We start from the raw sequence: 17,950 nt of genomic DNA, 5'->3' as shown, positions 1-17,950 counted from the left end.
ACGTCTCGGCATCGATTCAAGTCTCGCTCAACGCGCTTGCGGCCCCCTTCACCGATTCCTTGCAGTGCAGCAGTTCTTTCAAATCATCGTAGAGGCGCTGGTAGATTGGCCCATGAGAGCTCCCGATCACCGAATGTTCGCAACCACCGCAGCGTGTGCGTTCCAGAGTATTCCCAACGCATCCGTCGTTGTCCGCAGTACACCAAGCGTTGCCATTGCTGCGGATGGCTGTGCTATCTGAGATAGATTTCAGCATGGAGGCGCGATCCTTGAAGATCAACAGGTTCTGAGGCTCTCGCTGCCAACGATTGATGGCTCGCCCGTAGCCTCCAGCCAATGGTTTATCGCCCATCCAATTGTCGACAACGCCAAGCTTGATGTCTTCCATCTCATCTTGAATTTCCGTATACAGCTCAAGATCTAGGTGCTGCCCCCAACTGTCATCCATAGCGTAACCGAGAGTCATGTCTAGAGACCAATGAGCGTAATGCTCTTTAAGATAGCGGAGGTCGCCAAAGCGACTATGCGCGGCATAGTTGGCAAATTTGCGTCGAAATTGGTGGCTGGCGAGTTTCCAATCCAACCCGCAGTCTTTGGCGAAAGCTTTGAGGATCCCACCCCAGCTGGTATTGGAAAGTGTACGGACTGTTCCGACTTGATACTCAGCCCCCAAGAAAAGGGAATGGCGGTGTTTGTAAGCCTCTGCGATTTGGGGATCCTGCGAGTCGAGACGACGTCGCAGGGCAATCTCTTTGCTTATCATCGCCTGGTAAGGCAAAGACCAGCGCTCCATGATCCGAAGGGCGCGCACTGCAGCTTCTGGAATCATCCAGTCGTGAAGTCCTTCATCGGTCTTTTCGGATGTAGAACGCATCCAGTGGTAAATTGTGCCCTCATCATCTTCGGTGCGGTGGTGCGCTCCCGATTGCAAGTTTGCCAGCTCGTGATTACGGCAGCCTGAAGTGCTTGCCAGGATGACGTAGCACGCCGTTCGCAGGGTTGTCAGGGATTTTTTTAATGCCCCCAGACCTCCCTCCCAACCCATGCGATTTAGGTGCTGATTTTTGCTTCTTATCGTATCGAAGGTTTTTTGGACTTTGCTCTGTGCAGCAATAGCTTCTAGGTCATCACGCAGGTCAAGCAAGCGCTTGCCGCCTTCTAGCTCTCGATAGGCCTTTTCGAACAGAGTGCAGAACGCTGCGTCAGGAATGAGTGGCGTTTTTCCTCCGTCTACATTCCCGAGCCTTCCAGCCATGGCTCTTGCGGAGGTTTCAGGCCATGGGTGCTGTGGTATTCGGTCGCCTGTGTATTGGCTGAGTTCATAGAGTGCTTCAACTGTGGAGAACCGGCGCTGTAGCGTTGATTGAGAAAGTGGTTTGCCTGATTTCTGAGACTGCTTTTGATTTCTGCAGGCACTCACGTAGGTCGCTGCGATCATAGGGGTTACTGCACCAAGGTGATCGATCTTCAGCGTTTCTAAATGGCGTAAGAATGGCCGTGCGTTGACTACTAGCCCGCGAATTATTGCGCCCTTGGGCAGGACTGATTCACGACGACCACGTCTGATGTATCTGTAAAGAATTGCCTTCATCACGGGCCGAAACGTCAATGGTAAGCTGTCGAAGTCAATCTCTCGGTTGCTGCGCGAAACGTTATTGGGTAAACCATCGAGTTGCCAGATATTGTCTCCATAGCGACTACGAATGACCCAGTGCCCATCGACTTTGATTGCGCTGACGATCAGCTTGTCGCGCGCGGAGTCAGAAAGCTCACGCACATCGCCAGGCTGAGCTGTGATCGTCGGCCATAGCAGTGCTTCTGAGATGTTTTCACTCATGAGAAAACCTCTAGGGTGGGGATTAGATCAACTGACCAGAACGGGTGTGGTTGGGTGCGGGCACGCTCACGAGCGGCGTCCACTGCTGCCGCTTTGAATATGCTCCGCCGCAGGCCTTCGGCGACTATGTAATGATCGATCAGCCTAGGAATGTGGCCGTATTCACGTGCCCACCGACGCTTATCCATGCGGGAGCGTTCAGCTAGCACGCGGAAGTAGAAGCTGAAGAGCTTGTACAGATCCTCGGCAGTCACTGCGTAGTGCTTACAGCGGAGACAGTTCATGAAATTCATGCACGTCGCGCCGTCGCGTTTTGGGGCGTACTGACCATTCAGCGGGTCGCCACAGCGACCAAGAGGAATTTCTTTATAGGTGGCGCCGATGGTTGCGGTTAGCAATTCCTGAATCAGAACCTCTCCCATGAATCGCCAGTTTCGACGGGCATCCTCACTGGGCGCTAGATAGTTTTGATCGGTGACTCGTGGCGTGTTACCAAGCGCAGCAGCTGTGGTTGCGAGATCTCCGTTCGTTAGCTCGAAGATGCGGTTAGCGAACGTTTTGCGCAGACGGGAGATGTTGACCCGTAAAGGCTCTCCATCGCTGTTCTTCAGACCATGCATGTCCACAAGACGGCTTGATGCTCTATCCAGAGCATTTTGTTGCAACGCTAGGACTCTGCCTAGTGGGCGCATGGCGCTGTTGCAGTACAACCACACACGTCCTTTTAGGTCGTCCGGTGCCTCTGAGTCCAGCGGCTCGGTTAAAGACATCACTCTTCGAATGAGGCGTTCCACGTTGAATTTCACACTCGGCATGGACTCAAGCACGCGCTCTACTTTCGCGTCAGCTCGAAGAGCAACCTTGCTGGATCTGTAACCACGTCGCTTCCACAGCACCAAAAAGACAGTGTTGTCCTTTGGATGCGGGCGCAGGCATGTGCCTGGAGGAAACTGAAGAAATCGTACAGCGCTCGTCCAGTGCTCGGCCAAGACTCTTTGGAGCCAATATCCCCACGGAGGAGGTAGTGACGAAAGAACTGATTAGCTTGAGTGCAGCTCTCCATCGAGTCCCACAACAGAATCGGAAACCCTTGGTAAGGATGCCCTGCAACCACGAATTCCTTGGTGCCCCACACAAGCTCCATTTACCACCCTGCCATAGACCAACGAAGCTGTTTTCCTGTCTGCATGGATTGGGTGATGGCTGCTGATAAAGCCCTTCACTCCCCCTTCAGATAGGCCTATGACTTAATTAACACAACAATCTAACCCCTGCAACGCTCCGGATCATAGGGCATTCCTGAGGGTTTGCAATTGTGCCACCTGACGGGTGAATTCACTGTGTGAAAGGCGCTGAGGCGGGCGAGGGCGCAGGGCGTCGCTGATGGCGCTGGTGGGCAAGCGGGTGAGACGCGAAAGCACCTGCCATTGTTCGGCGATCACCAGCCGCTCGAAACCCGGATGCAACTGGCGGGCGCGGCGCAGGATGTCCTGCTGCAGGCTCTTGAGCAGTGTTTGCTGGCCGCTGCGCCTGCGCAGGAATTCGGCGCTGGCCCTCAGGTGCTCGGTCAGTTGGCGGCGTGCGAGTGACGCTGGCTTGCGTAGCGGGCCTTCGCGCAGGGCGACATGCCACAGGCCCAGGCCAATCAGCAAGGCCAGTGCCAGCAGCGCCTGAGGGAAATTGCGCAGCAGCAGGGTCAGCAAGGTGTCGTGATCGGTTTCCAGCACCATGGTCACTTTGCTGTCCTGAGTCAGATACCAGAGCAGCCAGGCATTGTCATGTTCGCCAATGGAGTGGGTTTTCCACAGGTCGGCGTCAGTCACAACCGTGATCAGCCCTTTGCCACGGCTGATCTGCAACAAGTGCGTGGCGTCGGCGCTGTTGGCCCAGGACTGCGCGTGATCCTGCGGGTCTTCCAGGTGAAACGCCGGGTCGAAACTCATGTAGGCCGGGGCGCGTTCGTTTTCAAGGTACAGACGGGTCAATTCCGGCCAGGGCGTCTTTTTGCGTTTGGGCACGGGCGTCATCAGCGGGATGGGCAGCATGGGCTGTGCGTCGCTCAGCTGTTGATCCTGTGCATTGATGTCTTTGCTGAGGTATTGACGAATCTGCAGCCTGTCGAGCAGAAGATCGCCACTGCGGCCCTTTTGCTCGTCCCAGAGTTGTTCGGCGACAAACAGCAGGTGCCCGCCTGATATGACCCAGTTCAGCAGTTGCTCGGTTTGCGCGGGCGTCATGCCTGCCCGGTCGTTGAACAGCAGCAGGGTCTGTGTTCGCTGATTAGGATCGGGCAGTTGTGCCAGTGTGTCAGTGGTAGTCACCTCCACCGAACGGCCGCGCAGGAAGTGTTCAGCCGCCAGCCAGGGCTTGGCTCTCGCCTCTGGAGAAGGACCCTCGTCGACCGTCTTCTCATAACGCTCCAGATTTCGGCCCAGATAAAGCCCCGCGCCGGTCAGCAACGACAGGGCCAGCAGTAGCCAGACCATTAGTGCGAGACGCTGGCTCATGCCTTCACCGCCGCATTGAACAGGCGACGCCAGCCGTCACACAGTTCCTGCCGGGCCTGCGGCGGCGGGGGGCGATGACCATAGGCGAGGTTTTGCCAGTGAGCGGTCAGGTTCTGGCTGAACTCACTCAGCAGAGGCTGATTGAGCGAAGCGATACGTAGAAGGACCTGACCTTCGGTGTCGGCATTTTTCAGCGGCAGCCGATAGTCGCTTAGCAGGCGGCTGAGCAAAGCGCGGTACAACAATCCCAATGCTTCGCGAGGCTGACTGCTCCACAGTTGCTCTGCCTGGCCTGCAACATCGTCAGGCAGACTTTCTGCACTCACTTGCAGGCCGAAAAGCTGTTCTGGTGCCGCGCGGGCGGTTTTGGTCTTTTTACGGGGCGCGCGACTTACAAACGTCTTGAGCCAGTCTCTGTAGTACCAGAGCACCAGGCCTGCCAAGCCGATGACTAACCCCCACAACAACACTTCGATCAGGCTGGCGAGGCTGCTCGCTGCCTGCGCGATCCTATCGAGCCAAGTGATCAGCCAGCCCTGTTTGTCGTGATCGCGAGCCGCCTGCCGAGTTTTGTCCTTTTCGGGAAAACGCCACGCTGTTTGCGTCTTGATGTTCTTGAAGGGGGGGTGCTGCAGCACGCTCTGTATCTCGCTTTGGGCGGCTTCGCTGGTCAGCGTCTGATGGGTAAGACGCGGGGCGTCTGGTGCAGCCAGGGACGGATCGGGTTCTGTCTGGTTGGTTTCAGGCAGAGGGCAGCTGTAGCTCTGCTGATCGGCCAGGACCGGGGCGGGTGCTGTCGAGAGCGCCAGTCCGACACCGATCAGCAACACGTAAGCGCTGCCGATCAGGCGCTGGCGCAGGCGTCTGAAAACCAGTTCGATATCCCACGCTTCGAGGACCGTGCGGCGATTCAGGTAAAGGGTAAAGCCGCACGCCACATAAACGGGCTCCCAGAGCACCAGCGCCAAGGCATAAAACAAGTTGGTCAGGTGATCGATCCAGAGCCACTGGTTTTCAACATCCACAAGGTCGATCCAGTGCCAGGCGGTCTGGATTTGCTGCGGGATCATGGCATAGAGCAGGAACAGCAGCCCGATCCACAGCGCGTACTCCAGGTGTGCGCCGACAATGGTCAGCAGTCGTGCCGCGCGCAGGTCTTTCTGGCTGAGCAGGTTTATGCGCAGGGCGCGCTCTGTGCCTGCCAGATGCTCAAGTTGCTGCACGGGCAGTTGAAAACTGCGACTCAGGCTGAGCCTTCGCCATAGCAGGCTGGGCAACAGCTGGTCTTTCAGGGTTGCAGGCCAGGCCCTGAGCGCTTGCCTGAGTGTCGGCGTGGCGCCGAACAGTGATTGCGACAGGATGAGCAGTGGCAGGCGCTCGAACGCAGGCTTGAGCCACCAGAACAACAGAATGGCGGCCGAGGGGTAATCCCAGAGCAGAACGCTGAGCAGGCAGAAAAACGGCAGCGTGACGAGAGCCCAACTGCCCATCAGCAAGGCGCGATGCCGACCGGCAAGCAGTACGCCCAGATCGATGGCCTCCCAAGGAGAACGAGGGCGTATGGCGACGTTCGACTCAGTCAGGCGCATGAAAGGTACGCCCTGCCAGAATCAGATACGCGGCCACCAGCAGCCACAGGGCAGTGCCCACCAGATATTTGATAAGCGCTCCGGGCCAGGTCAGTGATGACCAGTACGCCTCTATGAATGCGGCGATCAGCAGGAACAGGATGACCCCGCCAATCAGTTGCACGCTGGTTCTGGCAGCAGCACGCAGCGCTGCACTGCGGGTCAGCCTGCCGGGGGCCAGCAAGGCCCACCCCAATTTCAGGCCCGCCGCCCCGGCCAGAGCGATAGCGGTCAGCTCGAAGGCGCCGTGGCCGATGACGAATGTCCAGAAGGTCTGACCGTAACCGATATCAGTCAGGTGGCCGGCGACCGCGCCGATCATCAATCCGTTGAACAACAGGAAAAACAGGCTGCCCAGCCCGAACAGCAAGCCGCTGGCGTAGGTTTGAAAGGCAATACCGATGTTGTTCATGATGTAGTAGCCGAACATCATCCAGTCGGCGTCCGAGGCCCTGTCGATGGACTGGCCTATCCGGCTGGCTGAAGGGTCATACATGCTCTGCATGTCAGCGACCTGCTCCGGGCTGACGACGCTGTAGATCAGTTGTGGAAAAGCGTACACCAGCAACCCCATGCCGATCAGGCTGCCGAAGAACAGCAGGCCGGCAACCAGCACGAAACGCCACTCGGCTCGCACCAAGCGTGGGAAGCCGGCCAGAACGAAGCCAAGCAGCCTGGCACCGACGGCGCTGCGGTGACGGTAAAGTTGCTGGTGGCCGCGCATGGCCAGTTGATGCAAGGGATCGACCAGATAACTGCTGTAGCCCCGCTCCTGGGCCAGCGCCAGGTGGTGGCAGATGCGTCGGTAGTCGCCGGGAAACGTTTCGCTGGCGGTGGCGTCCGCCTTGCCACGCTCCAGCGCGTCAAGACAATGCCCGAAGCGTTGCCACTCATCCCCATGACGGGTTTCAAACAGGCTCTGCTTCATCGTGGCCCCAACAGGTTGCGGGCGATGCCGTTCACCTGCGCGACTGCTTTGCCAGCGGGTATGCGCAGTGGTTCGGCAAGAATGGCGGCCAGCTCCTGAATGCGTGCGCTGGACAGCTCTCCATGGCGCTCCGCCAGGCCGAGCACAGCACGCTGTTCATCCAGATGCAGGGCAAACGGCGCGACAATCGGCTGCGCCTCCGGCAGGACGGGGCGCGTTAACGGCCGGTCGATGTAGACCACCAGTGTCCCGGCCGCTAGATCTCCCAGGCGCTTGAACCGAGGGTGGCTCAGGCAGGTGACCGCTCCCAATCCATAGCCCAGAGGCAGCATGTCGACGAAGCGCAACAGGTTGCGTATGAGCGACGAAGACCAGTCTATGGGCGTGCCGTCGTCGTGAACGACGCGCAACCCCAGGGATCGCTTGCCCGGTGTGCGACCTTGGCTCAGCACCTCGAACAGCACCATGTACCACCAGTTCACCAGAAAAAACACAATGGCGCCCAGACCAATGCCGAGCTTGTCGAAGAACTGCAGAAACAGATAGAACACGCCAATCAGGGCGCCACGAATGGCCAGGTCGATGCCGAACGCCAACGCACGGGACACAAGGCCTGCGGGGCGAAGAACCATATCGATGCCTTCTGGCGTCTCGATCTCGATGCGCGTGTCCAGTTGCATGTTCAGCGCTGCATTCCTTGGCAAAAAAAGGGAAGGGGTGACATGTCTGGATTGGTGAGGGTGCTCCTTCAAACCAGAGCCGATGCTAGCTACCGCCGCGGAGCTAAGCAACAGACCATTTGATACGCGAGCTGTAAGAAAACGTTTCCTGAAGCGCAGGACCTTACCCAATTAGCCAATGACACCCATCACGCCCTACACTTCGCGGGTCTTCTGTTCAGGATCAGCCCGTGACTTCCAGCATTTTCTGGTACGACTACGAAACCACCGGTATCAACCCGCGCAACGATCGAGCGCTACAGATGGCGGGAATTCGCACCGATGCCGAGCTCAATGAAATAGCGCCTCCGGTCAATCTTTACTGCCAGCCCAGCGACGACATTCTGCCCCATCCCGCAGCCTGTGTGATCACCGGCATAACCCCCGCCACGCTGGCAGAAAAAGGCTTGTGCGAGGCGGACTTCATGACTCGCGTGCACGCCGAGCTTGCTGCGCCCGGTACATGCGGTGCCGGCTACAATACGTTGCGTTTCGACGACGAAGTCACCCGCTACAGTTTTTATCGCAACTTTTTCGATCCTTATGCGCGCGAGTGGCAGGGCGGCAATAGTCGCTGGGATTTGATTGATGTAGTGCGCGCAGCCTATGCATTACGTCCCGAGGGCATTGTCTGGCCCGAACAGGACGGGCGAGTCACGCTCAAACTGGAACGCCTGACCGCTGCCAACGGTATTGATCACGGGCAGGCCCATGATGCGTTATCCGATGTGCGTGCAACTATCGCTCTGGCGCGTTTGATTCGCGAAAAACAGCCCAGGCTTTATGACTACCTGTTCACGCTGCGCACCAAACAGAAAGTCCAGGAGCACATTCACCTGATGAAACCTCTGGTGCATATTTCCGGACGGTTTTCCGCGGCACGCAGTTATCTGGGCGTGGTACTGCCGCTGGCGTGGCATCCGCATAATCGCAATGCGCTGATCGTTTGTGATCTGCACCTGGATCATTCCCCGTTGTTGCAGTGCGACGCTGAAACGCTCAAGCAGCGCTTATATACCCGGCTTGACGCACTGAAGGAAGGCGAATTGCCGGTACCGCTCAAACTATTGCATATAAACCGGTGCCCGGTGATCGCGCCCTTGGGCGTACTGCGCAGCGAAGATCAGCAGCGGCTGAAACTGGACATGGCAGGCTATCAGGCGCGCGCAGCGCAGTTGAGTGAAAGCCTCGAAGTTTGGCAGGATAAATTGCAGGTTCTGTACGGCAAGGATGACTTCGTTGCAAGTGAAGATCCCGAGCAACAATTATATGATGGCTTTATCGGTGACCGTGATCGCCGGTTGTGTGAGCAAGTTCGACAGGCCGAGCCTGAACAGTTGGCCCGTGACGCATGGCCGTTTGATGACGCTCGCTTGCCCGATTTGTTATTCAGGTACCGCGCTCGCAACTTTCCCGAGACCTTGAGCGCCGACGAGCAACATCGTTGGCAGGATTTCTGTCGGCAGCGCCTGAGCAGCCCGGAATGGGGGGCGCCCACTACCTTGCAGGATTTTACCAGCGCGCTGAATGAATGCTCGCTTAGTGCCACTCCAGAGCAGTTGGAGGTGTTGCGGCAATGGCAGGATCATGCCCTTCAACTGAGTAAACGCCTGGGTGTATAAAAAGGCCGGGCAATAAAAAACGCCAGCAAGCTGGCGTTTTTTCAATCGCAATGTATAGCGACCTTGTGAAGCTTAGCCCAGCAGAGTGGCCCAGCTTTCAACGTCGTCACTGCCCCACTTTGCTTTCCACTCTTTCAGAGTCTTGTGGTTGCCACCTTTGGTTTCGATGACTTCGCCGTTGTGCGGGTTCTTGTATTGCTTGACCTTGCGAGCGCGCTTGGTGCCGGCAGGTTTAACAGCGCCGCCACGTGGGGCCTTGTTTACCTTGGCGTCCGGATCCAGCAAAGCAATGATGTCACGCAGCGATTTTTGATATTCACCCATCAGCGTGCGCAGTTTGCCTTCGAATTCCAGCTCGGTTTGCAGTTTGTCGTCTTGCGACAGATTTTTCAAACGGGCTTGCAGTTCTTTGATGGCTTCTTCGGTGGCGCGGTATTCGTTGATCAGGGACATGAGGCGACCTTATGTTGTGAAGGGTTGCAGGGATACAGTGCGACAATAATAGTCACTGTAAATGAGCAAGTAAACATTAAATAAAAGTTTTATTTGAATTATTTAGCAATATACACACGTCCTACAGACGTCTGAACTAGGAACGCACCGGACCTCCTTCAAAAGAACCGCGCTATAAAGCCCTCCTTATTAGAGGTCTTGTTTAGCCGCGTGCGCGGTAAACGCCGATACTGGCACGGTGCAATCTTTTGCCTGAGCTGCGTCCTTTTCGGCCTGCGCATTCAGGCAACACAGATACTGCAGTTTTGCTGCGCAGCCGCTAGAATGGCGGCTTTGCGAAGTTCTGGAGTTTCCCCCAATGCGCACTTTTCGTCTGGTGATTGCTTGCCCGGACCGTGTAGGCATCGTTGCCAAAGTCAGTAACTTTCTGGCCTCCCATAACGGCTGGATCACCGAAGCGAGTCATCATTCGGACAATCTCAGCGGCTGGTTTTTCATGCGCCACGAGATTCGTGCCGATACCCTGCCTTTTGACCTGGACGGGTTCCGTGAGGCCTTTACGCCGATTGCTGAAGAATTCTCGATGGACTGGCGCATTACCGACTCGGCGCAGAAGAAGCGCGTCGTGCTGATGGCCAGCCGCGAATCGCATTGTCTGGCCGACCTGCTGCACCGCTGGCACAGCGACGAGCTCGACTGCGATATCGCCTGTGTGATTTCCAACCATCAGGACCTGCGCAGCATGGTCGAGTGGCATGACATTCCTTACTACCACGTGCCGGTGGACCCTAAAGACAAGGAACCGGCGTTTGCCGAAGTGTCGCGTCTGGTCGGTCATCATCAGGCAGATGTTGTGGTTCTGGCGCGTTACATGCAGATTCTGCCGCCGCAGCTGTGCCGTGAATACGCCCATCAGGTGATCAACATCCACCACAGCTTCCTGCCCTCGTTTGTCGGCGCCAAGCCTTACCATCAGGCCTCGCTGCGCGGGGTCAAGCTGATCGGTGCGACCTGTCACTACGTCACCGAAGAACTCGATGCCGGGCCGATCATCGAACAGGATGTGGTCCGCGTCAGCCATCGCGACAGCATTGAAAACATGGTGCGCTTCGGCCGCGACGTGGAAAAGATGGTGTTGGCTCGGGGTCTGCGTGCCCACCTGGAAGACCGTGTTCTGGTACACGACAACAAGACAGTCGTCTTCGACTGATCTATCGTTTCGGGGGCGCACCCTCTGCGCCCCCGACGCATGACGTCGGCAATGGTGCAACCCTCAAGGTGAACGCCCGTGACCGATCCTCTCGATAAAGCCACATCCACGGCCCCTGCCACACTTGGCGAAGGCTGTCTCAGTCGCTATGACCCCGCTGCCCTGACGCCGGAAAACGGTGCCGATTTCGACGGCGCGGCGGCATTGTGGCGCGAGTTGCAGCAATCAGAAGATACAAGAGAGGGAGAGGGGGCTGGCGAAGTGGTTACTGAGGGGCGCAAGGAATAAGTGATTCAAGCCCTTCGAGGCAGTGCGACATGCGCACCGCCAGAAGGGCCGTGAATCAGGACAGAGCTTTGGACGCCAGCCAGAACAGGGCGGCGGACAAGGCGACTGTCGCTGGCAGGGTCAGTACCCAGGCCAGCAGGATGGTGCGAACGGTTCCGCCTTGCAGGCCGCTCTTGTTGGCGACCATGGTTCCCGCAACACCCGATGACAGAATGTGGGTGGTGGAAACCGGCAGGCTGAACACGTTGGCCAGGCCGATGGCGCAGGCGGTGGTGATCTGCGCCGACATGCCTTGTGCGTAGGTCATGCCTTGCTTGCCGATCTTCTCGCCGATGGTCAGGACTACGCGCTTCCAGCCGACCATGGTGCCGATGCCCAGTGCCAGGGCGACCGCGAGAATTACCCAGAACGGGGCGTATTCGGTAGTGGTGGTCAGGTCCTTGCGCAGTTTGTCCAGATCGGATTTTTCACGCGCTGACAGGTCTGGAAGTTTGCCGACCTTGCGTGCGGTATCGTCCAGGCATAACAGATAGCGACGCACTTCGATGCGGCTTTCAGGTGCCAGCGAGTGGTAGTCGGACACACCTTTAAGGCGATCGAGCAACGCGTCGATGGTCGGTTCGGTCTGTTTCGGGTTGCACGCGGAACTGGACGGCAGGTCGCCTTTTTCAGCTTTGCCCATCGCCAGATACTCGCCCAGCGTGCTGCTGTTGCGCTGATAAAACTGGCTCAGATGCTGGGTTGCATCACGGGTGCGTTCGATCTGATAGGTCGTGCTGGTGAGGTCGAGTACAAACTGGCTCGGCACGATGCCGATCAGCACCAGCATGATCAGGCCGATGCCTTTCTGGCCATCATTGGAACCATGCACGAAGCTGACCGCCATGGCGGAGATGACCAGCACCAGACGATTCCAGAACGGCGGATGCTTTTTGTCATCCAGCTTGCGGCGCTGGTCTGGCGTCTTGTGCATCTTCGACAGCGGGCGCCACCATTTCAGCGCCAGCAGGACCAGGCCGGCAACGATAAAGCCGGCCAGTGGCGAGAATACCAGCGAGGCGCCGATATCGATCGCTTTCTGCCAGTTGACGCCATCGGCCAGCGGAATGCCGTTGATCAGCGCATTGGCCAGGCCCACACCGAGAATCGAGCCGATCAGGGTGTGTGAACTGGAGGCCGGAATGCCGAAGTACCAGGTCCCGAGGTTCCAGGTAATGGCCGCCGCCAGCAGCGAAAACACCATGGCCAGGCCGTGTCCGGTGTTGACGTTGATGAGCAGTTCGACCGGCAAAAGATGGACAATCGCATAGGCAACGCCCACGCCGCCCAGCAACACGCCAAGGAAGTTGAATACACCGGAGAAGAATACTGCCAGATGAGGCGGCATGGCTTTGGTGTAAATGACTGTCGCCACCGCGTTGGCGGTGTCATGAAAGCCGTTGATGAACTCGAAGGTGAGGACGAACGCCAGGGCGAGCAGCAGGCTCACAAGCACCCAGGCATCAAGCCCGCTGAATAAATCGATCATGTAGGTTTTCTGACCGGGTCTGAAGGGGGCGCGATTATGACAGAAAAAATACCGAACGACTTGTCGTCACTGCGAGGTGTCGCCTCAAACCAAAAAAAAGACGCATGAGCGCCGCCTCGTTGAATACTCAATGAGGCAGTGAGGCGTGTAATTGCGGACGCTGGAAGGTTGAGACGAACAGACAGGGATCATGCGACCCTCGATGTCATGGCTCTTCTTTCAGACCTTCTTCCATTTTTTGCAGTTCTTGCTTGAACGCCTGATCCAGCAGGCTGGCTCTCTTGCGCCAAGGCTTGCGTTCCGGTTCTGGCTGCGCGGCATAGGTGGTGATTTCTCCGCCGTAGACATCCTTGAAACGTTGCTCCTGGCGCTCAAGTTCCGCGCGCAGTTCATCTTTAGTCACTGTATTACCTGATCAAGTCAAAAGGGGCCTGGTGATTACGCAAAACAATGCAAGTATGTTCGCTCCAGCCTGTAACCCATTACAGGCAGTGGCCTGTCCGGGCATTGCCCGAAAAGTGGCTGGACATCTTGTTGTTGCTTGCGGCTACGTGCACCAGAGAAACAGTTGTCGTAGCGACAGTCGTTTGATTTCAAGCACCGGGGCTTGCGTTGGCGGGCTTGCTGGCCATCGCGCTGGATCGTGCACCGTGACGGCACGTCGACAGGATAGTCGAAACAGACCATTCGTGCACAGATCAATCGTTACGAGGGTATTGCCAACCAACTGATGGATACTATCTCCAAGAAGTTCTGTTACGTCAACAACAGAGGTTGAATGAGTTCACATGTCTGGTTTTTTTGTACGATTGTTCCGAAGTTTCAGTGGGGCATGTATATGACAGAACTTTTATAAACAAAATTTTCACAAACGGCGACACCGCGACGGCGATGAAATTAAAAAATTCTTATACCCGGGAGGGCTGGCGTTTTTTGCTGGGTGTGTGGAAGAGGATCGAGCAGAGGTTGCGGCATGCCGGCTGCGAGCATAAGCAATAATAAAGCCGCGTGCGCAATAAAAACGGCCTTGCTTGGTAAGCAAGGCCGCTGCCTTGGACTTCTCAGTGGGTACCTGACCAGTAATTTCCAAGAAGTCACTTCATGGCAAAGCTAAAGGTATAAGTATATTTACAGCGGGTCAATTGCGATTATCGGCCACCTGTTCGATAATCGCACAAGCGCAGGGTGGTCCGACCACCCCGATAGATCCGAAACCTGCGGCCTGCAAGGCCTGAGCGGGTGTTACCGAGGGTGTGGCCATGAACGATGAACTGCGTAATTCTTTTGCCTCATTGGCACCGCCCATCGTGGCGTCGCCCGCCAAGCGCATTCAGGCGCTGACCGGCGACCCTGATTTCATGACATCGCTGGCGCGCGGGCTGGCGGTGATTCATGCTTTTCAGGAGCGCAAGCGGCACCTGACCATCGCGCAAATCAGCCACCGCACGGAAATCCCCAGGGCGGCAGTGCGTCGTTGTCTGCATACGCTGATCAAGCTTGGTTACGCGACCACTGACGGCCGCACTTATTCGTTGTTGCCCAAGGTTCTGACCCTGGGCCATGCGTATCTGTCGTCAACGCCGCTGGCGACTTCTTCGCAGCCTTATCTGGACCGCATGAGTGATCACCTGCACGAGGCCTGCAACATGGCCACGCTGGAAGGTAACGACATTCTTTATATTGCTCGTTCGGCAACGACTCAGCGATTGATCTCGGTCGACCTGTCCGTCGGTGGGCGCTTGCCAGCCTACTGCACGTCGATGGGGCGAATCCTGTTGGCCGCGCTGGATGATGTGTCGTTGCAGGAATACCTGGATCACGTCGATCTGCAGCCCAAGACCAGCCGGACCATTCGCACCCCCGAAGCGCTGCTTGAATGCTTGCAACTGGTTCGTCAACAGGGCTGGTGTATTGTCGATCAGGAACTGGAGCAGGGGCTGCGCTCTATTGCCGTGCCGGTCTATGATGCGTCGGGTCAGGTGCTGGCGGCGCTAAATGTCAGTACCAGCGCCGGGCGGGTGGCACGCAGCGAGCTGGAACAGCGCTTTTTGCCGATCATGCTCGATGCCAGTCGCGACCTGAGTACTCAGCTGTTTACTTGACCGATCAAACGCGGTTAACACTGTTAATTTGTTCGATTATCGAACGCTTAGTCGATTATCGGATTGTTTGCTGGCTTGCTCAGGCATAACCTCATTTTCATTCCAGCGCAGGTCTTCGCGCTGTTCAATGAACGTGATGTTGGGTTCGGAGCACCACATGGCAGACATTCTTTCTCTACGCGATGCAGTGAAGCAACTTGTCAACGATGGCGACACCGTTGCGCTGGAAGGCTTCACTCACCTGATCCCGACGGCTGCGGGCCATGAAATCATCCGTCAGGGCAAAAAAGACCTGACCCTAGTGCGCATGACGCCCGACCTTATTTACGACCAGTTGATCGGTGCCGGTTGTGCGAAGCGTCTGATTTTCTCGTGGGGCGGCAATCCAGGTGTTGGTTCTCTGCACCGGCTGCGCGATGCCGTTGAAAAACAGTGGCCACGCCCAATGGAAATTGAAGAGCACAGTCACGCCGACCTCGCCAACGCTTATGTGGCTGGTGCGTCGGGCCTGCCCTTCGCTGTACTGCGTGCGTACGCCGGCTCCGACCTGCCCAAGGTCAACCCGCTGATCAAGACCGTCACCTGCCCGTTCACCGGGGAAGTGCTGGCTGCCGTGCCATCGGTACGCCCCGACGTGACGGTGATTCACGCACAGAAAGCCGACCGCAAGGGCAATGTGTTGCTGTGGGGCATTCTTGGTGCGCAGAAAGAAGCAGCGCTGGCGGCCAAACGCTGCATCGTGACCGTCGAAGAAATCGTCGATGACCTCAAGGCTCCGATGAACTCCTGCGTGCTGCCGACCTGGGCGCTCAGCGCGGTGTGTCTGGTGCCCGGTGGCGCTCATCCTTCTTATGCGCATGGCTATTACGAGCGCGACAACCCGTTTTATCAGGCCTGGGACCCGATTGCCCGAGACCGGGAAACGTTTACGGCGTGGATTGACGAGTACATCCACGGCACTGCGGATTTCAGTGAATTCAAGAGCAAGCTGGCTCGCGCTTCGGAGGCCCAATAATGACTTACTCCACCAGTGAGATGATGACCGTCGCCGCTGCCCGTCGTCTGCGTAACGGTTCAGTGTGTTTTGTCGGGATCGGCCTGCCATCCAAGGCGGCGAACCTGGCGCGTCTGACGTCGTCGCCGGATGTGGTGCTGATCTACGAATCCGGCCCCATCGGCGCCAAACCCACTGTATTGCCACTGTCGATCGGTGACGGCGAGCTGGCGGAAACCGCTGACACCGTGGTGTCCACCAGCGAAATCTTTCGTTATTGGCTGCAGGGCGGCCGGGTTGATGTCGGCTTTCTCGGTGCGGCGCAAGTGGATCGCTTCGGCAACATCAACACCACCGTGGTAGGCGACTATCACAACCCCAAAGTTCGTTTGCCTGGTGCCGGTGGCGCGCCGGAGATTGCCGGTTCGGCCAAGTCGGTGCTGATCATTCTCAAGCAGTCGGCGCGCTCGTTCGTCAACAAACTGGACTTCATCACCTCGGTCGGTCACGGCGAAGGCGGTGACTCACGCAAGCGTCTGGGCCTGCCCGGCGCGGGCCCGGTGGGTATCATTACCGACCTGTGCATCATGGAGCCGGAAGCAGACACCCACGAGTTTGTCGTGACCACGCTGCACCCCGGCGTGACCCGCGAGCAGGTGATCGCGGCCACCGGTTGGGAAATCCGTTTTGCCGAAAACGTAGCGGTCTCTGCAGAGCCCACTGACGTGGAGCTGACCGCGCTGCGTGATCTGGAAGCCCGTACCGCTGCCGCACATGGCCAGGTGGCAGGAGAAGCATGATGCGTGATGTCTTTATTTGCGACGCGATTCGCACCCCTATCGGCCGTTTCGGCGGCGGGTTGTCGTCGGTGCGTGCTGACGATCTGGCCGCCGTGCCGATCAAGGCGCTGATGGAGCGCAATCCTTCGGTGAACTGGGAAGAGATCGACGAGGTGTTCTTCGGCTGCGCCAACCAGGCCGGTGAAGACAACCGCAATGTGGCGCGCATGGCGGCCTTGCTGGCGGGCCTGCCGACCAGCGTGCCGGGCGTTACCCTCAACCGTTTGTGCGCGTCGGGCATGGACGCCATCGGCACGGCGTTCCGGGCCATCGCCTCGGGCGAAATGGAGCTGGCGATTGCTGGCGGCGTCGAGTCGATGTCCCGTGCGCCGTTCGTCATGGGCAAGGCCGATGCAGCGTTTTCGCGCAACATGAAGCTGGAAGACACCACCATCGGCTGGCGTTTCATCAACCCGGCCATGAAAGCGCTGTACGGCGTGGACTCCATGCCTGAGACCGGCGACAACGTTGCCACTGACTTCAGGATTTCTCGAGCCGATCAGGACGCTTTCGCCCTGCGCAGCCAGCAACGCACCGCCATTGCCCAGGCTGCGGGCTTTTTCGAGGAAGAGATTGTGCCGGTGCGGGTTGCACACAAAAAAGGCGAAACTATTGTCGACAAGGATGAGCATCCGCGTGGCGACACCAGCCTGGAAACCCTGAGCAAACTCAAGCCGGTCAACGGCCCGGACCAGACCGTCACGGCGGGCAACGCATCCGGGGTCAACGACGGAGCGGCTGCACTGATTCTGGCGTCGGCCGAGGCCGTCAAAAAGCACGGCCTGACGCCTCGCGCGCGGGTGCTCGGCATGGCCAGCGCGGCGGTCGAGCCTCGGGTGATGGGCATTGGCCCGGTGCCCGCGGTGCGCAAGCTGGTCGAGCGGTTGGGCCTGGCGGTCGCCGATTTCGACGTTGTCGAGCTCAACGAGGCCTTCGCCAGCCAGGGCCTGGCGGTCTTACGTGAGCTGGGCCTGGCGGACGACGCCCCGCAGGTCAACCCCAATGGCGGTGCGATTGCACTGGGGCATCCGCTGGGCATGAGCGGTGCACGACTGGTGCTCACGGCCTTGCACCACCTGGAAAAAACCGGCGGGCGCAGAGGCCTGGCGACCATGTGCGTGGGTGTCGGTCAGGGCCTGGCGCTAGCCATAGAGCGTTAAACTCTTCTGTTTCAACCCTGTTGTTCAGCACCCCGGTTCATCTGGTTGCCTCCACGAAAAGGCACTCCGATGGACCGGGTTGTTGTGCTTGGTCGAAGAGGATGTTACAGCTTGTTTCTTATGGACAGTTTTGCT

15 protein-coding genes and 1 pseudogene are annotated in these 17,950 nt (G+C 57.9%); 7 read left to right on the top strand and 9 right to left on the bottom strand.

Going from position 1 to position 17,950, the window contains the following annotated elements; translation table 11 throughout:
* Positions 1-16: 16 nt before the first annotated feature.
* The 6 genes and pseudogenes from PSPTO_RS22410 to PSPTO_RS22385 form a co-directional block, all read right to left on the bottom strand.
* Complete coding sequence (locus PSPTO_RS22410) at positions 17-1,837, bottom strand: integrase (RefSeq protein WP_011104958.1); 1,821 nt, start codon at positions 1,835-1,837, stop codon at positions 17-19.
* Positions 1,834-2,772 (bottom strand): annotated as a pseudogene (locus PSPTO_RS22405) (hypothetical protein); the annotation flags it as partial. The pseudogene PSPTO_RS22405 and the gene PSPTO_RS22410, both read right to left, overlap by 4 nt.
* A gap of 351 nt (positions 2,773-3,123) precedes the next feature.
* Positions 3,124-4,344, bottom strand: a complete 1,221-nt coding sequence (locus PSPTO_RS22400; RefSeq protein WP_011104956.1) for a DUF4350 domain-containing protein — start codon at positions 4,342-4,344, stop codon at positions 3,124-3,126.
* A complete protein-coding gene (locus tag PSPTO_RS22395) occupies positions 4,341-5,933 on the bottom strand; it encodes a DUF4129 domain-containing protein (RefSeq protein WP_005768668.1) in 1,593 nt (530 codons plus the stop codon). The genes PSPTO_RS22400 and PSPTO_RS22395 overlap by 4 nt, the downstream gene beginning before the upstream one ends.
* Entirely contained in the window at positions 5,920-6,900 is a 981-nt protein-coding gene (locus PSPTO_RS22390; RefSeq protein WP_005768670.1) for a stage II sporulation protein M, read from the bottom strand. The genes PSPTO_RS22395 and PSPTO_RS22390 overlap by 14 nt, the downstream gene beginning before the upstream one ends.
* On the bottom strand, positions 6,897-7,580 hold the full coding sequence (locus tag PSPTO_RS22385) for an RDD family protein (protein WP_046463673.1): 684 nt from the start codon (positions 7,578-7,580) through the stop codon (positions 6,897-6,899). The genes PSPTO_RS22390 and PSPTO_RS22385 overlap by 4 nt, the downstream gene beginning before the upstream one ends.
* A 230-nt stretch (positions 7,581-7,810) precedes the next feature.
* Here PSPTO_RS22385 and sbcB point away from each other — a divergent pair, with 230 nt between their 5' ends.
* Entirely contained in the window at positions 7,811-9,241 is a 1,431-nt protein-coding gene (gene sbcB, locus PSPTO_RS22380) for an exodeoxyribonuclease I (RefSeq protein WP_011104954.1), read from the top strand.
* A gap of 72 nt (positions 9,242-9,313) precedes the next feature.
* On the opposite strand, the gene mvaT is transcribed toward sbcB, so the two are convergent.
* On the bottom strand, positions 9,314-9,694 hold the full coding sequence (mvaT, locus tag PSPTO_RS22375; RefSeq protein ID WP_002554971.1) for a histone-like nucleoid-structuring protein MvaT: 381 nt from the start codon (positions 9,692-9,694) through the stop codon (positions 9,314-9,316).
* A gap of 358 nt (positions 9,695-10,052) precedes the next feature.
* Here mvaT and purU point away from each other — a divergent pair, with 358 nt between their 5' ends.
* Both purU and PSPTO_RS22365 read left to right on the top strand, forming a co-directional pair.
* Positions 10,053-10,904 (top strand): formyltetrahydrofolate deformylase, encoded by an 852-nt coding sequence (gene purU, locus PSPTO_RS22370; protein WP_003363851.1) that lies wholly within the window; start codon positions 10,053-10,055, stop codon positions 10,902-10,904.
* A gap of 78 nt (positions 10,905-10,982) precedes the next feature.
* Complete coding sequence (locus tag PSPTO_RS22365) at positions 10,983-11,192, top strand: hypothetical protein (RefSeq protein ID WP_005768677.1); 210 nt, start codon at positions 10,983-10,985, stop codon at positions 11,190-11,192.
* Positions 11,193-11,247: 55 nt separating this feature from the next.
* Here PSPTO_RS22365 and PSPTO_RS22360 read toward each other — a convergent pair whose 3' ends face one another.
* Complete coding sequence (locus tag PSPTO_RS22360; RefSeq protein WP_005620206.1) at positions 11,248-12,720, bottom strand: inorganic phosphate transporter; 1,473 nt, start codon at positions 12,718-12,720, stop codon at positions 11,248-11,250.
* A 205-nt stretch (positions 12,721-12,925) separates the two neighbouring features.
* Positions 12,926-13,123, bottom strand: a complete 198-nt coding sequence (locus tag PSPTO_RS22355) for a hypothetical protein (protein WP_003381628.1) — start codon at positions 13,121-13,123, stop codon at positions 12,926-12,928.
* 856 nt (positions 13,124-13,979) lie between these two features.
* Between PSPTO_RS22355 and pcaR the strand changes: the two genes are divergently transcribed.
* The 4 genes from pcaR (at position 13,980) to pcaF (ending at position 17,815) form a co-directional block, all read left to right on the top strand.
* Positions 13,980-14,822, top strand: coding sequence for a pca regulon transcriptional regulator PcaR (pcaR, locus tag PSPTO_RS22350; RefSeq protein ID WP_005620205.1), 843 nt, complete (start codon positions 13,980-13,982; stop codon positions 14,820-14,822).
* 157 nt (positions 14,823-14,979) lie between these two features.
* On the top strand, positions 14,980-15,837 hold the full coding sequence (locus tag PSPTO_RS22345) for a CoA transferase subunit A (protein ID WP_005768681.1): 858 nt from the start codon (positions 14,980-14,982) through the stop codon (positions 15,835-15,837).
* Positions 15,834-16,616, top strand: coding sequence for a CoA-transferase subunit beta (locus PSPTO_RS22340; RefSeq protein WP_172679552.1), 783 nt, complete (start codon positions 15,834-15,836; stop codon positions 16,614-16,616). Before PSPTO_RS22345 ends, PSPTO_RS22340 begins: the two co-directional genes overlap by 4 nt.
* The gene (gene pcaF / locus PSPTO_RS22335) at positions 16,613-17,815 is read left to right on the top strand and encodes a 3-oxoadipyl-CoA thiolase (protein WP_172679551.1); all 1,203 of its coding nucleotides are present in this window, start codon (positions 16,613-16,615) and stop codon (positions 17,813-17,815) included. The genes PSPTO_RS22340 and pcaF overlap by 4 nt, the downstream gene beginning before the upstream one ends.
* Positions 17,816-17,950 lie beyond the last annotated feature (135 nt).

This window comes from Pseudomonas syringae pv. tomato str. DC3000 (assembly GCF_000007805.1).
GTDB lineage: Bacteria > Pseudomonadota > Gammaproteobacteria > Pseudomonadales > Pseudomonadaceae > Aquipseudomonas > Aquipseudomonas avellanae.
The sequence above is the reverse complement of the archived record's forward strand: the minus strand, read 5'-3'. Positions and strand labels throughout refer to the sequence as shown.

What these genes read in the sequence shown, in the direction of transcription:
- PSPTO_RS22345 (WP_005768681.1), top strand. Translation starts at nt 14,980, where the DNA reads ATGGCAGACATTCTTTCTCTACGCGATGCAGTGAAGCAACTTGTCAAC.
- pcaR (WP_005620205.1), top strand. Translation starts at nt 13,980, where the DNA reads ATGAACGATGAACTGCGTAATTCTTTTGCCTCATTGGCACCGCCCATC.
- mvaT (WP_002554971.1), bottom strand. Translation starts at nt 9,694, where the DNA reads ATGTCCCTGATCAACGAATACCGCGCCACCGAAGAAGCCATCAAAGAA.
- purU (WP_003363851.1), top strand. Translation starts at nt 10,053, where the DNA reads ATGCGCACTTTTCGTCTGGTGATTGCTTGCCCGGACCGTGTAGGCATC.
- PSPTO_RS22360 (WP_005620206.1), bottom strand. Translation starts at nt 12,720, where the DNA reads ATGATCGATTTATTCAGCGGGCTTGATGCCTGGGTGCTTGTGAGCCTG.
- PSPTO_RS22410 (WP_011104958.1), bottom strand. Translation starts at nt 1,837, where the DNA reads ATGAGTGAAAACATCTCAGAAGCACTGCTATGGCCGACGATCACAGCT.
- PSPTO_RS22400 (WP_011104956.1), bottom strand. Translation starts at nt 4,344, where the DNA reads ATGAGCCAGCGTCTCGCACTAATGGTCTGGCTACTGCTGGCCCTGTCG.
- PSPTO_RS22390 (WP_005768670.1), bottom strand. Translation starts at nt 6,900, where the DNA reads ATGAAGCAGAGCCTGTTTGAAACCCGTCATGGGGATGAGTGGCAACGC.
- PSPTO_RS22395 (WP_005768668.1), bottom strand. Translation starts at nt 5,933, where the DNA reads ATGCGCCTGACTGAGTCGAACGTCGCCATACGCCCTCGTTCTCCTTGG.
- pcaF (WP_172679551.1), top strand. Translation starts at nt 16,613, where the DNA reads ATGATGCGTGATGTCTTTATTTGCGACGCGATTCGCACCCCTATCGGC.
- PSPTO_RS22385 (WP_046463673.1), bottom strand. Translation starts at nt 7,580, where the DNA reads ATGCAACTGGACACGCGCATCGAGATCGAGACGCCAGAAGGCATCGAT.